This is a genomic window from Streptomyces sp. NPDC001093, from assembly GCF_040298985.1.
Taxonomy (GTDB): Bacteria; Actinomycetota; Actinomycetes; order Streptomycetales; family Streptomycetaceae; genus Streptomyces.
This window is the reverse complement of record NZ_JBEPBF010000106.1, coordinates 1-14,534: the sequence shown is the minus strand read 5'-3', so window position 1 is coordinate 14,534 and position 14,534 is coordinate 1. Positions and strand designations below refer to the sequence as shown.

The 14,534-nt window shown below is 71.0% G+C and carries 10 protein-coding genes; 2 read left to right on the top strand and 8 right to left on the bottom strand.

What is annotated here, in order from left to right; translation table 11 throughout:
- Window positions 1-69 precede the first annotated feature (69 nt).
- From ABT288_RS36575 to ABT288_RS36555, 5 genes are all read right to left on the bottom strand, one after another.
- Window positions 70-1,023 (bottom strand): quinone oxidoreductase family protein, encoded by a 954-nt coding sequence (locus tag ABT288_RS36575; RefSeq protein ID WP_351617383.1) that lies wholly within the window; start codon window positions 1,021-1,023, stop codon window positions 70-72.
- A 482-nt stretch (window positions 1,024-1,505) separates the two neighbouring features.
- On the bottom strand, window positions 1,506-3,494 hold the full coding sequence (locus tag ABT288_RS36570; protein WP_351617380.1) for a glycoside hydrolase: 1,989 nt from the start codon (window positions 3,492-3,494) through the stop codon (window positions 1,506-1,508).
- A 24-nt stretch (window positions 3,495-3,518) separates the two neighbouring features.
- Window positions 3,519-4,958 carry a sensor histidine kinase gene (locus tag ABT288_RS36565; protein ID WP_351617377.1) on the bottom strand — a complete coding sequence of 480 codons (1,440 nt, stop codon included), beginning with the start codon at window positions 4,956-4,958 and terminating at the stop codon, window positions 3,519-3,521.
- Window positions 4,955-5,665, bottom strand: a complete 711-nt coding sequence (locus ABT288_RS36560; protein WP_351617374.1) for a response regulator transcription factor — start codon at window positions 5,663-5,665, stop codon at window positions 4,955-4,957. The genes ABT288_RS36565 and ABT288_RS36560 overlap by 4 nt, the downstream gene beginning before the upstream one ends.
- A 734-nt stretch (window positions 5,666-6,399) precedes the next feature.
- Complete coding sequence (locus ABT288_RS36555) at window positions 6,400-7,599, bottom strand: FAD-dependent oxidoreductase (RefSeq protein ID WP_351617372.1); 1,200 nt, start codon at window positions 7,597-7,599, stop codon at window positions 6,400-6,402.
- Window positions 7,600-7,934: 335 nt separating this feature from the next.
- On the opposite strand from ABT288_RS36555, the gene ABT288_RS36550 reads away from it, so the two are divergent.
- On the top strand, window positions 7,935-8,336 hold the full coding sequence (locus ABT288_RS36550) for a hypothetical protein (RefSeq protein WP_351617369.1): 402 nt from the start codon (window positions 7,935-7,937) through the stop codon (window positions 8,334-8,336).
- 354 nt (window positions 8,337-8,690) lie between these two features.
- Window positions 8,691-9,581 carry an LppY/LpqO family protein gene (locus tag ABT288_RS36545; RefSeq protein WP_351617366.1) on the top strand — a complete coding sequence of 297 codons (891 nt, stop codon included), beginning with the start codon at window positions 8,691-8,693 and terminating at the stop codon, window positions 9,579-9,581.
- A 162-nt stretch (window positions 9,582-9,743) separates the two neighbouring features.
- Here ABT288_RS36545 and ABT288_RS36540 read toward each other — a convergent pair whose 3' ends face one another.
- The 3 genes from ABT288_RS36540 to ABT288_RS36530 form a co-directional block, all read right to left on the bottom strand.
- Window positions 9,744-10,343, bottom strand: coding sequence for a hypothetical protein (locus tag ABT288_RS36540; RefSeq protein WP_351617363.1), 600 nt, complete (start codon window positions 10,341-10,343; stop codon window positions 9,744-9,746).
- A gap of 331 nt (window positions 10,344-10,674) precedes the next feature.
- The gene (locus tag ABT288_RS36535; protein ID WP_351617361.1) at window positions 10,675-12,099 is read right to left on the bottom strand and encodes an alkaline phosphatase family protein; all 1,425 of its coding nucleotides are present in this window, start codon (window positions 12,097-12,099) and stop codon (window positions 10,675-10,677) included.
- A 319-nt stretch (window positions 12,100-12,418) separates the two neighbouring features.
- A complete protein-coding gene (locus ABT288_RS36530) occupies window positions 12,419-13,987 on the bottom strand; it encodes a purple acid phosphatase family protein (protein WP_351617358.1) in 1,569 nt (522 codons plus the stop codon).
- Between the last annotated feature and the right edge of the window lie 547 nt (window positions 13,988-14,534).

Below are 14,534 nucleotides of genomic sequence, written 5' to 3'. Positions count from 1 at the left end.
CGCGCGCCCCTCTTCGGGAACGCGGCCGTACCGGTGCCGGTGCCACCGCGTACGTTCCGGGCACCAAGATTAATGTGTGACTGTATCGAGGCTGAACTTGCCCATGCCGGCCCGGCTGTTGAGCATGCTGTGCGCCTTCGCCGCGTCGGCCAGCGGGTAGGTACCGCCGCTGACGATCTTGAGCGTGCCGTTGCCGACGGCGTCGAAGAGCTCCCTCATGGACGCCGCCAGCGGGAGCGTCCGGTCGGTGTACAGGTGCGGGAGCCAGAATCCCGCGGCGGTGATGGACTTCTGCAGCAGGGTGCGCGTGGAGACGTCGGCGAGCTCACCGCCGGCGAAGCCGTACACGGCGAGTCGGCCGCGCGGAGCCAGCACTTCGAGGGTCTGGTGCAGCGTCTTGCCGCCGGTCATCTCCAACGCGGCCTGGACCGGCCCTCCTGCCGCGTCCAGGATCCGCTCCGCGAGGCCGTCCTCGTCGGAGGAGTCGACGGCCGCCACCGCGCCGAGCTCCATGGCCAGCTGACGCTTCTCCGCCGTACTGGCGAGAGCGACGACGCGGGCGCCCGCACGTCGCGCCAGCTGGACGGCCAGCGACCCCACGCCCCCGGCCGCCGCCGGAATGACGACCGTCTCCCCCTCGGCGATCCGGGCGACCGTGAAGAGGAGGTGGTATGCGCTGTTCCCCTGCAGGGCCAGGGGCACCGCCTGTTCGTCGGTGATCCCGTCCGGGATCTCCCAGTGCAGCCTGCGGTGCACGGCGACCTTCTCGGCGTACCCGCCGCCCTGCGTCAGCGCCACGACGCGCTTGCCGTCCGGCGTGGTGCCGACAACCTCGTTGCCGGGGATGAACGGCAGTGCGACCGGCGCGAGGTAGGTGTTTCCACGAACGTGGACATCTGCGTAATTGACACCCGCCAGCCTCACGTCGAGCGGGGTTTGGCCACGCGCGGGCTCGGGGTCGGGAACCTCTTCGAGCCGCAGGACCTCGGGGCCGCCGAATTCCCTCATGACAATGGCGCGCACGGTACTCCTGTCGACCGGGGTGGGTGCGTACGCCGACAGGCTAGGGCATCCACGCACCCGCTCCGACCTGGGAAGCTTGCGCCATACAAATTTCTCAACAGCCGAGAAAGAGCTGCCTTTTTCTCACCTCCCGAGAAGGTTCAACCTTGAACTTCTCGCTGCATGAGAAGGTGAATTAGAGAGTTGCGTTCGCCCTTTCCGCGAGACATAGTGATGCCGCCCTCCTTGCTGCCCCGCACGTTTCCCACGGGGGATGTGACGGGACTGCGGGCAGCACGGGGGAGGAGGGCACTTCTTCGCCCCGGTGCCGGGGCGGCCGACTCTGGTGGGCCGCCCCGGCCGGGGTCTGCGGCGAGCCGCGTGCGACGAGCGCCACGGCGAGCGTCGTTGCCGCCCCTGGCTGAGAGTTGTAGGGCGTACCGCCGAGCCAGGTCCTCGCGCACGGATCCGTTCATATCAGGGGCCGGGCACGCCCGTTGGCGTCACAGACCGGCCGGGCACAACCGCTGGGCCTTGCCGCCCTTGACCGCCGCGTCGGCACAGCCTGCGGGCAGACCGTCGTGGGTGCGGGTCGAGAAGTTGGCCGTGACCGTCAGAACGCCGTCGCCGAACGTCGTGCGCTGCACCAGCCGGTCGGGCGTCAGGCGCCGGAAGCCGGTCATGGGCTGGGTCGCCGCGGCCTTGTGCAAAGGCTCGAAGTACCGCTGCAGCTGGGCGATCTGCTGGCCGTGCTCGTCCAGTTCCGCCTTGTCGAGGACGAGGTTCAGCGGGACGTTGTACAGCATGGCCAGCAGTGCGCGGGTGCGGCTCTGGAAGGGCAGCTTCGACCAGGACAGCTCCCAGCGTTCGGTGCTGATCACCGAGTCGTGCAGCACGGTCTGGTACAGCGGCACCCGGTACCTGGGGTCGTACATCGCCTTGGCGACGTCGGCCGGCAACCGGACGGGCTTGAAGAAGATCCCGGGCGCACCGGCCGGCGCGTAGCCGCCCCAGGTGGCGCGGTCCCGCTCCAGCGCCCACAGCCGGTCGGGGACCGGGGTCCCCGAGCCGTGGCTGAAGGCGAGTTCACGGTTCGCCCAGGAACCGGCGCTCTCCGAGCCGAGCACCAGCTCGCGGTCGCCGGACAGCCAGGCCATCCGCCGCAGCCGGTTCTCCCGGTCCTGCGCCTGGGTCATCGGGTGCGCGGGGGAGTGGTCGGTGAACAGCTCTCCGGCGGCGTCCACGTCGAGGAAGTAGCTGTTCGCGCCGTTCGCGGTCATCTCGCGGGTGCGGTCGGCCAGATAGTGCCGGGTCGGCTCGGCGCGCCGCAACGCCTCGGAGCTGACGTAGCAGCCGCGTCCGCCGAAACCGGTGACGATCCTGCCGTCGGCTCCCCGCACGCACGCGTCCTGCCACACGGGCGCGGGCCACTTGGACACCGAGGTGTCGGCCGAGGCGGGGTCCTGGGCGTTGGCCCACGAGTCGTACGGTCCCACGAGGTAGCCGGACCGTTCGGCCAGGCTCACGGCCGAGCGGTCCATGGGGGAGCCGTCGGCGTCGTAACCGAGCCACATCCTGTCGATGCCCAGCTCCCGAAAGCGCTTCACGCCTTGGGCGGTGCGGGCCTGGCCCCAGGTGTACGCGTGGAAGGCGCCCACCAGCTTGCCGACCTCGGGATTGCGGGCGATCTTCTGGCGCAGGGTGGTGATGCCGCCGTGGGCCTGCAGCCAGGCCCGGTAGTCGCGGGCGGCGGCCACCGGCGAGCCGTCGGTGAGTGCGAAGGTCAGCGTGTAGTCGAGCGTGTCCTGCGACGGGGAGAACGCGTGCTCGGCCTCGGTGCGCAGCCGGCCGCCGGCGGAGACGAACTTCAGCGTGGTGCCGATGTCGGACTCGGCGATGTAGCTCGCGCCGTGCCCGCCGCGCAGGCTGGTGCCCCAGAACGGCATGGTCAGACCGTCGGACATGCCCGCCTCCGAGCCCGCGAGCCCGGCCCCGGCGGAGTTCCACCAGCGGTCGGCGACCGGCACAGACAGGCCCTCGCCGCGCGGGATCTGCAGTTCGCTCGTGTCCTGGTCGGCGGCGGTCACCGGCCACTTCAGCGTGCCCTTCCGGGTGGAGTGCACGGTCACCGCCAGCCGTCCGTCGCGCGCGGCCGCCGTGACCCAGAGCCCCGTCGCCGGATATCCCCAGGTGGCCCTGTCCCCGTGCACCGAGACCTGCCCGGCGGGTCCGAGGGCGTCGGCCGCCGGAGCGGACAGCTGCCAGGCGTGTCCGTCGTCCGCCTGGCCGCGCACGGCCAGGGAGGCGGTGTCCACGACGGCGGTCCCACCGGCGACGGGTACGGTGACCCGGTTGCCGTGCGCCTCGACCTGCCGGCCGTCCCGGGCGCCCGTGCCGAACGCGGTGGCCGTGCCGACCACCCCGATCACCGTGAGGGCGGCACTCAGCGCGACGATCTTCTTCTTGGTCTTCTTGATCTTCCTCGCCTTCATGGTGCGCCACTGTCACGGGGCGGCCTAAGAACTTTGTGAGAGCTCGCGCTGCCGGGCCGGGAGGCGGAGCCGGAACAGCGCGCCCCCGCCGGGTGCGTGTTCGGCGGTGAGGCCGGCGTGGTGGGCGTGGGCGATCTGGCGGGCCATGGCCAGGCCGAGCCCGGAGCCGGGCAGGGCGCGGGCCGTGCGGGCACGGTAGAAGCGGTCGAAGACGTACGGCAGGTCCTCGTCGGCGATGCCGGGACCGTGATCGCGGACGGTGAGCTCCAGCCGGTCTCCCTGGCCGGTGAGCGTCACCTCGACGGGCCGGCCGGGCGGGCTGAACTTCGCCGCGTTGTCGAGCAGACACGACAGCAGCCGGGAGAGCCGGGCCGGTACGCCCGCGACCGTGTCGGTGGCCGCCGCCGGAGTGACGGACAGCCGGAAGGCAACCTCCGGCCAGTGGTCACGGGCCGCGTCCACGGCGTGGCCGACGACGTCCGCCAGCCGCACGTCCTCGACGAGGGGATCCGGCTCCTCGTCCCGGGCCAGCTCGATCAGGTCGTTGACGAGTACGGTGACCTCGCGCAGCTGGCGGCCGAGCGCCCCGGCGGCCCGCTCGCGCTGGGCGTCGGTGAGGCGCGCGGACCGGGCGAGCAGTTCGGCGTTGGTGCGCAGCGCGGTCAGCGGAGTGCGCAGTTCGTGCGAGGCGTCGGCGACCAGCCGGCGCTGGGCGCTGACGGACTTCTCCAGCTCCTCCAGCATGGTGTTGAAGGCCGTCGCGAGCCGGGTGAGCTCGTCCTCGCGGCCCGCGCGGCCCGGCGGCAGCTCGATGCGGTGCCGGGCGTCGCGGGTGGCGGTGATGCGCTCGGCCGTCGCGGTCAGCCGGCCGACCGGGGCGAGGCCCGTACGGGAGACCCAGAAGCCGAGGCCACCGGCCAGCAGGACGCCGCCCGCCCCCACGGCGAGGAGCAGTTCCGCGGCCTGCCGCACACCCCGGTCGACGGTGTCGGCGCGCACGGCGACCTGCAGGGCCCGGCCGTCGTCCAGACGGGTGGTGAACATCCGGGCGCGGTGGCCCGCGAGCCGCAGTTCGCCGTAGTAGGCGCCGTGGGCGCCGGCGGCGACCGCGCGGGTGGTGCCGGTGACGGGCAGCAGATAGGGCTTCGCGGGGTCGTCGCCGGGCCGGGCGGGCACCAGCTGGGCGCAGGCCGGGGCGGCGAGGTACCGGCACTCTCCCTGCACCACGCCGGCCGGTTCGTGCCGGTACTGCTGGGCGGCCAGCCGCGCCGACTGGGTCAGGTGCAGGTCGAGCTGACGCAGCAACTGGTACCGGATCACCAGGAAGGCGGCCGCGCACACCCCGACCACGACGACCGCCACGGCGAGCGAGGCGGCCAGGGTCAGCCGGGTCCGCAGGGGCCGCCGAGGCCACCCCGGGCGTGGGTCTTGGCCCCGCCACCGGAGCCGTCGTGGGGCGCTCACGCCACGTCCAGCCGGTAGCCGACGCCGTGCACGGTGTGCACCAGCCGTGGCTCGCCGTCGGCCTCCAACTTGCGCCGCAGGTAACCGACGTACACGGCAAGCGAGTTGGACTCCGGCCCGAAGGCACGACCCCACACCCGCTCCTGGATCGTCTCCCTCGTCAGGACCTGGCCGGGATTGCGCAGCAGCAGTTCCAGCAGTGCGAACTCCGTCCGGCTGAACTCGATGGCGCGTGCTCCGCGCCGCCCGGTCCGGGTGGGCGGGTCGACCACCAGATCGGCGAAGACGAGCTCCGCCGCCTCCGCCGGCTCGGCGGGTGCGCTGCGGCGCAGCAGCGCCCGGATGCGGGCCACCAGCTCGTCCAGGGCGAAGGGCTTGACCAGATAGTCGTCGGCGCCCGCGTCCAGACCGTCCACCCGCTCGCTCACCGAGCTCAGCGCCGTGAGCACCAGCACGGGAGTACGGTCGCCCACCGCCCGCAGCCGACGGCACACCCCCAGCCCGTCCAGACCCGGCAGCATCACATCGAGCACCAGGGCGTCGGGCTCCCAGGACGCCACCTCCGCCAGCGCGGCCTGCCCGTCCTCCGCCCCGTGCACGTCGTACCCCTCCACGGCGAGGCCGTCCTCCACGGCGTACCGCACCTCGGGCTCGTCATCGACCACCAGAATCCTCGGCGCACGCACGCCCCCACCAACACTGCTCATGGGGGCAAGCCTGCCAAACCGCGTCCGGGGGACCCCTCGGAGCTCGCCGGTCGCGTGCACACCCAGCACGGCCGCGAGCAAGGGCGATGGGACCTTGAGCGGCTCATGTGCGCCACGAGGCGCTCTGTTTGTATCCCCGGCTCAGCCGGGAGGAACTCGGAAGGAGGTTCCTGGGCCTGATGACTTACCTGGATCCGAAAGGTGAAGGGGACAACAGCATGTCAGCAAACCAGCAGCCGGGCTCAGTTGTCAGGGACGGTGTGCTGGGAGGCCCGCGCGATATGGCGAAGACTGGATTGTTTGAATCCCAATCTCCAGCAGATGCAAGTTCTCATCCGCCGGAAGGACAGCTGAAACCGGCGCCGCGCCCTGCACGGGGTTCGATCGTGCCCCCGTGCACCTCCGGGGTGCGGAGCGATGTCCAGCGAGGGCATTCAAGGAGATGAGTGGGACGCCTAAGTCGCGCTAGGACGTACAGCAGAGACGAACGTGGGATCGCCTACGGGACGCGAGTCCTATGGCGACGGAGGCCCCGTAGTAGTCGCCGGAGTAACGACCGGCCAGGGAGGACGGGAAAGCCGTCCGCATCGGGCGAAGGGGGCCAGGTGACTCGGACACATCAGACCCGGGAGGTATGCGAAATGCAGATCGCCGCAACGGCGTTGTGTGTCCTGCGCGAGCAGCCCAACTCGCTCGCGCCGTAGTCACTGGAGAGCCGGATGATCGGGAAACCATCACGTCCGGTTCGGCGGGAGGCCGCGCGGAAAAGGACCTGCCACGGCAGACACCTCGCCGCGCGGCCCACCCATCCGTGTCTGCTGTGAGAGCCTGTCGACCAGGCTGTGGGGCGCGCTGTCTTCGCACAGGAGCTCGTGGAGGTGGTCGCCTTCGGCGGCGGCCGCGGCGCTGCGGGGGAACATCGCCTGCTCGTATGCGGTGAGCGCGGCCTCGATGTCGTCGGGGTGCGCGGCGAGGGCCTTGCCGAGTTCGGCGCCGTCGTACATGGCCAGGTTGGCGCCTTCGCCGTTCGGTGCCGCGAGGTGGGCGGCGTCGCCGAGCAGCGTCACCCCCGGCACCCGGTCCCAGCGGTGCCCGGTCGGCAGGGCGTGGAGGGGGCGCAGCACCGGCGCGGTGTCGCTGTCGGTGATCAGCGCGGTGAGCTCCGGCGCCCAGCCGTCGAACTCTGCCGCGATCCGCGCGACGGCCGCGTCGGCATCGGTGAAATCGACGGCGGCGAACCAGTCCTGCGGCTCGGACAGCGCCACGTAAGCGTGCAGGGTGTCGTCCCTTTCTCGGTGAGCGAAGATTTCCCGGCCCGGCGTGGGCACGATCATCGACCCGCCGCCGACCGCTCTTGCGACGGCTGGATGCCGGGTGTCGGCGTGGAACAGGTAGGTCTCGACAACCGATTTGCCGACGTACTCGGGTGTGGCGCTGGAGAGCAGCGGACGGACCCGTGACCACGCGCCGTCCGCGCCGACCAGCAGGCTGGTGACGACGGTGCTGCCGTCGGCGAACGTCACCTCGTGGCGCCCCTCACTCAGGACACGGGTGCTGCTGACCTTGTGCCCCCACCGGACGGTACCGGCTGGAAGCGAGTCGAGCAGGATCCGCCGCAGCTCGCCGCGCATCACCTCGGGGCGTCCGCCCGTGCCGTCGTCGGCTTCGTCGAGCAGCACGGTCCCGTCCCGGTCGAGGACCCGCATCGCCTGGCGGCCCTCCAGGACGATGGCGTGGAACTCGTCCATCAGACCGGCCGCCTCGAGGGCGAGTTGGCCGTTGTAGTCGTGGATGTCGAGCATCCCGCCCTGCGTGCGCGCGGACGAGGAGGACTCGGCCTCGTAGACCGTGACCGGGATTCCGTGGACGTGCAGGACACGGGCCAGCGTGAGGCCGCCGAGCCCGGCGCCGACGATGGTGACAGGGGTGTGCATGGTGGCTCCTTCGGGACAGGGCCGTCCGGTGAGCTCCGGCCGGCCGTCTCCGGAACGATCCCGACCCCCGCCGACGAGCCACCGACATCGGACCGACAGCCCCCGATATCCGACCGACACCGCAGACCAGTCCCGACACCTCCCCGGCACGCCGTTCAGCTCGGCGTCCGGGGGCGGAAGGGGCACAGGACCTGGCCGGGGCCGCTGGCCTTGACGCTTTGTTCCCGACTGACCGGATGCAGGTGCGGCCTGGTAGGGTCCGCGGCTGCGTCCAGGCCCGGGCTTCGTACTGGCCGACATGTCCGTGAACAGGCAGGCGAGGTTCTTTCATGTGGGTGGACCTTCTTCTCCGTGCCACAGGTCATGACGCGCGGGACTCCGCGCAGCCCTGGGCGGAGATCGAAGCGGAACTGGGGACCGAACTACCGCGTGACTCCGAAGAGTTGTGCCAGGCGTTCGGCGTCGGCGAGTTCTCTCGGGTGGTGTCGGTGCTGTGCACTGATGAGACCCGTGTGGTGGATCTGCTGAGGATGTGGCGCGTACTGCTGGACCACGACGCCCCGTCGGACGGCCCGGTGGACGCATGGCCGGTTCTCGCCAAGATGGAGGCCGCCAAGGAGTGGGACCGTTACGAGATGTCGGCCACGGAGTTCCTGTACCGGATCCTCACCGGCCCCGGATTCCGGCCCTACACTGCGGCCGATGCCGTGCCCGAACCGATCTTCGAGCCTGTCTGAACTTGTCGATCCCTTTGCGGGCGATCCGGTGTCGGATGCCTCGCGCCGACTGTCATCGCCGCGGGTGGGCATAGTCGTAGCCCTTGTCCGCATGCAGCTTGGCCGGTGTGTGCCGACGGGGCCCACGGCGGTGCCGAAGGCAGAACGCCGTACCCCGGTCTCCCACGACCAGGCGAAACTCGCTCGTGTCGCCCACACTCGGGCGGCGAAAGCCGCTATCTCGGTCTGGTCCGAACAGTCAGCCGGAGAACAAGGGGACGGCACATGAAGCCGGACTGCAGCACTCTTCAGACATCGCGCCGTGGCCTCCTCCTCACGGGGAGCGCACTGGCCTCCGCCCTGGCGGAGCCCCCCGTGGCACAGGCTCTGACCCGCACCCGGGCTACGCGCGGCGAAGTCCCTGGGGCGCTGCAGCACCCCGTGGTGACGCGCCCGGCGGATTGGCAGGTCGTGGCCGAGGAACTGGACGGCGCGGGGCATTTGGGCGCCGACGGCATCGTGTACCGCGCGACGTTTCCCCGCTACGACCTGAACCTGTCCTCGTATGGGGTCAGCGGCCTGGTGGAGGCGTCGTACGCTGCGTTCGCCCGCTACCCTGACGGCAGCACGATGTTGATGGGGGACGTGGTCGCCACCGAGGCCGAGCTGCAGTGGGTCACCGACGCTGTCCAGGGCCACGGTCTGGAGCAGTCCGCGATCCACAAACATCTGCTCGCCCACCGGCCCACCCTGTGGTGGACGCATGTCCGGGGAGTCTCCACCGACCCGGTGGCCCTGGCCTTCGCCATGCGAGCCTGCCTGGACGCCACCGCCACGCCCGGGCCCCGGGACCCGGACAGGACCCCTCCGGCCGGTCTCGACACCGCCGCGATCGACGCCGCACTCGGCGCGAAGGGCGTGAGCGAGGACGGCTACCGCTTCTCCTTCGCCCGCAAGGAGACCATCAGTGACGACAACCGCGTGGTGCCGCCCGCCATGGGCGTGACGACCTCCTTCACCTTCCACTCCGTGGGGAACGGCCGTGCCGCGGTGAGCGGGGACTTCGTCCTGACCGCCGGCGAGGTACAGCATGTCATCAAGGCCCTGCGGCACGGCGGCATCAAGGTCGTCGAGCTGCACAATCACGCTCTGAGTGACAGCCCCCGCCTCTTCTACCTGCACCTCTGGGCCGTCGGTCACGCCGTGTCCCTGGCCCGCACCCTCGGGACAGCCAAGGCGGCCACCAGCCTCGGCGCCAACAGCTGAGCTCGTTCAGGCCGCGGCCCGGCAGGCGTCCACGCGGCGTCGTCACTCACGGTCCGGCTCCCATGCCGGCACGGTCCGGCGTGCGCAGATCCGGATGACCCGGATGGCCTGGATGCCCCGGGTGATCCGATGGGCGCGGGCAGATTCCTCAACGGCACATGTCTAACCCCCGCAGGGGCCGTCGACCACAGTGCCGCTGCCGTCCGCGGTGTCCGGGACGGTCGCGCAGACCTGTTTCCCGCTGTTCGAGTCGGTCACGGTCACGTGTCCGCTCGTGCCGTAGGAATTCGTCTCCTGCGCCCGATACACGCCCTGGGAGGTCACCACCATCGAGTCCAGCGGTGCCTCGCGCGGTGACGTGCTGCATGGCTGCGGCGTGTACGTGGCCGTGCCGCCGGATGTCAGTTCACTCGGGTACACGAACGTGGGTTCCGGGGCGGCGGTGGCGCAGTTCCGCGCGGAGTCCAGCGCCTCGCCGATGATCCGACGGCCGGCAGCGTGGAGCCCGTCGCTGTCCTGCTGGTCCTCGGCGTGACGGACCAGCAGCCCGAGCCCACCGACCACACACATGGTCAGGCCCAGCCCGAACAACCAGCCGAGCAGGCGACCGGAACCGTGTTGCCGGCGCATCAGCAGGGCCGCCGTGCCGGCTGCCACGACGACGACCCCACCGGCCCCGAGCAGGGCCACGGCAGGTCCGGTCGAGATGGGTCCGACGTGCTCCCCGTTGCGCGGCATCCACTGTGCGATCAGCATCCGCACTGCCCCCATTCTGTCGGTCGGCCGTCAGCCTAACGACCTGGTGGGGCCGTTGGTGCGGCCGGCTCCGGCGCGACGGGGCCGCGCGTCGAGGGTATGGACGCGCAGTCCGGCGGACGCGTGGTCACACCGCAGTCATCACGGCGCTTCCGCGTCGGGCACGGGCATCGCACACCTGAAGAGCCGGCCGGCGAGTGCTTGCCCGTCACCTCGGCCGCCGCGAGCACATGAGGGACATCAGCGCCGCAGTCCTCGGCGTGCCGCGACCCACGGTCGGGGGACTCCTTCACAGGCCCGGAAAGGGCCCGGCCGCGAGCGGCGCGGGCCCTCGGGGTCACACGTGCGGGCGGCTGCCGGTTTCCTGGTGCGGGAATGTCTGGTCCGCTCCGGGCAGCGTCGGCTTCGGCAGAGTCGCCACCTCTTCCTTCGCCTTCTGCAACTGCTCAGCGGTGTCGTCGGGCAGCTGGGGCGGGCCGGGGCGGGCGTCGCGGAAGCGGAAGGCGGTCGTGAGGTCGCCGAAGGTGGCGCGCCGCCAGTCGCTGATGTTCGGCTCCTTCACCCCGGTGAACCGTTCCAGGAACTGCAGGGCCGAGGTGTGGTCGAAGGCCTCCGATGCGACCCAACCGCCCACGGTCCAGGGCGAGATGATGATGGCCGGGACGCGGAAGCCGCCACCGATCGGCAGGCCCTGAACGTACTCGTTGGCTGTGCCCGCGGGTGGCGTGGGCGGGGCCACATGGTCGAAGAGCCCGTCGTTCTCGTCGTAGTTCAGGATGAAGGCGGTCTTGCTCCACACCTGGGGGTTGGACGCGATCGCCTCGATCTTCGAGGCGACGAAGTCGGCGCCGGCCGCCGGGAGGTAGTCGGGGTGCTCCGACTGGTAGCTCGTCGGCATGATCCAGCTCACGGCCGGGAGACGGTCGTTGCGGGCGTCCGCCTCGAAGGTGCCCTCCGGCTGCGGGCGTACACCTCGCTCGTACAGGTCGGACCCGGGCCGCGCGTTCCTGAAGGCGGCGAACTGCTCCAGCATGTTGCAGCCGTAGTCGTCGTCCTGCTGGTACACCTTCCAGCTCACGCCGGCCGCCTGGAGCCGTTCGGCATACGTCGTCCAGCGGTACGGCGTGGGCGCGACGTTGCTGATGATCGGGCCGCCGCGGGTGCCGCCCGGGTCGATGGTGCCGGTCATCCACATCAGGCGGTTGGGCCAGGTGGGGCCGAACACCGAGCAGTAGTAGTTGTCGCAGACGGTGAAGGCCTCGGCGAGGGCGAACTGGAACGGGATGTCTTCGCGCGTGTAGTAGCCCATCACATAGGGGCCGTTGGCGCCGTCGGCCTTGCGGTGGGCGGGCAGCCACCGGTCCATCCTGCCGCCGTTCCAGGCCTGGTGCTGTACGGCCCAGGCATGGCTGGTGGACGGGATGGCCTGGGCGCTCGACGTGTGGGTGTCGAGGTGGAAGGGCAGCAGATAGCCCTTGGGGTTCACGGCGTCGGGCTGGTAGAAGACGGAGCGCCCGGTGCCGAGCTTGAGGGCGTTCGGGTCGTTGAAGCCCCGGACACCCGACAGGGTGCCGAAGTAGTGGTCGAACGAGCGGTTCTCCTGCATCAGCATGACCACGTGCTCGATGTCGTTCAGCGATCCCTGCCTGGGCGGTCCGGAGGCGACGGCCTTCTGGACACTCGGCGGGAGGAGGGAGAGAGCCGCGGTGCCTCCCAGCGCACCCGCGGCACCCAGCAGTCTACGGCGTGTCAACTCAGCCATGATGGCCCTTCCTTGAGCGGCACAGGCGCTCCGGAGTGACGGCCGGCCCGGAGAATGAGTGGGCCGTCATCATGGTTCGCTCGTGACGGCGGGGCGCATCAGGGAAGGGCCGTGAACATGTGACCAACGCGCGGGAAGGGCTTGGCCAAGCCGTGATGTTCCACGCCCGCTCGTTGCGTCGATGTCGCCGTGCGTTGAGAAAAGGATGGCTGCTGCATGGATCCGGGCGTGAGCGCGCATACGGCGCCGGGGCCATCGCTCGGTCAGGGAAGAGCGATGGCTCCCGGCACCGTGTTCCCCCGCACTGGGCGGGCCGGCGTCAGCGGTCGCCGCGCGGCCGGGTGAGGGTGAAGCGGTCGACGGGGACGAGGTCGCCGTACGGTCCGCTGACGGTGTAGTAGGTGACGTGGATCGAGGTCGTGCCGCCGGGACGGCCGGGGTCGACGTCGAACGCGGCGAAGCCGTAGGAGTGCTCGGCGTCGCGCACCGCCGACCAGGGGGCGTCCTCGATGACGTAGACGGGCGGCCGTTTGCCGGTCGCCGGGTCGGCCGGGCCCACCTCGGTGATCACCCGGCACTGCGGGGTGGGGAAGAGGAGCTGGTTGGAGGGGGCCGAGGTGCCGCCCCCGCCGATCACCATGTGCACGGTGCCCTTGGTGGTGTCGACGGTGTGCGTGTCGGTGGCGGCCGGGACCGGGGTGCGGGTGTCGTTGGGCTGCTGGCCACGGATGGGGTGCGAGCGCTCGTAGTGGTGCTCGTGGCCGCAGACGACCAGGTCGACGCCGTAGCGGTCGAACAGCGGCACCCACTCCTCACGGATGCCGAGGTCGGCGCCGTTGAACTTGTCGGCGGTCGAGACCACCACCTGGTGCATGCACACGACGACCCAGTCGATGTCGGGGTTCGCGCGGGAGGAGGCGAGTTCGGTCTCCAGCCAGCGCTTCTGGGCGCCGCCGGAGTAGCCGTGGACGTAGGAGTTTCCGGCGTCCTGCAGAGCGACGTCGTCGTTGTTGAGGCTGATCACCCGTACCGACCCCGCGGTGAACGCGTACCACAGGCCGTGCAGTTCCGCGTCGGCGCCGGCGTCGGGCAGGCTGAAGTAGGTCTGGTAGGCGCCGTAGCCGATGGGGCCGTTGCCGAGTTCGTTCTCGTGGTTGCCGGCGGCCGGCATCCAGGGCCGGTGGCGGGCCGAGCGGGAGTTGTTCTCGAACCAGTCGGACCAGGTGCGCACCCGGTCCGTGGACAGGTTGGCGTAGCAGAGGTCCCCGTTGACCAGGTGGAACAGGGGAGCGATCCGCTCGACGCCGGCGGTGGTGTCGCCGGCGGCCGGGGAGCCGAGGTTGTCGCTGACGTAGATGCCGTCGGCGTTCCTCCGGCCGAGGGTCGGTGTGCCCTGGTCGCCGAAGCTGGTGAAGGTGAACGCCGACCGGCCGCGCGGGGCGGTGCGTACGGTGCCGAACTCGGCCTGCGCACCCTCGTGCACGGCGGCGTAGACATAGTCGGTGTCCGGCCTGAGGCCACGGAGCCGGGCGTGGTGCACCTGTACCTCGGTGCCCGACTTGGCGTCGCGGTACGTCGTGGTCTGCGCGGCGACGGTACGGCCGAGGCCGCCGGCCGGGGTGCCGAGCAGCACGCGGGGCCGGGACACGGAGGCGGTGGTGTGCCAGGAGACCACGACCTCACGGGAGGCGTCGGCCCCGAACTGCAGATGCAGCCCGGCGACCCGCGGTGCTCCGAGGGCGCCCGGCTTCTCCCACAGCAGCGGGCTCGCCGCGGCGGGCGTGGCACCGGCCGGCCCCAGCGCACCGGCCAGCCCTGCCCCGGACGCGCCCGCCAGCAGCGCGCGTCTGCTGGGGCCTGAACGGACAACAGAGTCAGGAGAGTTCATGGGAGTCGATTCTTTCGGGGCGCCGGTGAACGGCACGGTGAGATCCGGGTGAACGAACCGTCAAGCGCGCCATGCCGGTGCCGCCGCGGCAGGTCATCGGCGAGCCAAGAGTCGTGCAAATAAGGGACGGGTACTCCGACTTCCGGACGAGAGCGATGTGTACCGGCCAGCCGTGGCCGAACCGAGCGTGCACGGCGGACCCGATGGCGCGCACCGTACGTGAACGCCCCGCGCCGGCAGCCAGGTCCGGCGTGCCGAGACGACTGCGACCGGGGGTCGTCAGCCCCGCGCACGCCCGGCCGGAATCCCTCCTTGTTGTGGCGGGCGTGCGTCGCCATACTCGTCGGCGTTTGGCATGGTCACGTCGGATCCTTGGGCCGGTGTCCCCGTGCCTTCCGTCCCTCCGGCCCCGGCTCGCTGAGTGAGCGGGGCAACCCCCACTGGAGGCCTCACATGACGCAACGACGCACAGCTCTCACCACCCGCGCGCTCACCGGAGCGAGCGCCGTGGTCCTCACCGCCGGCGCCGCGCTGCTCCCCGGCTCGG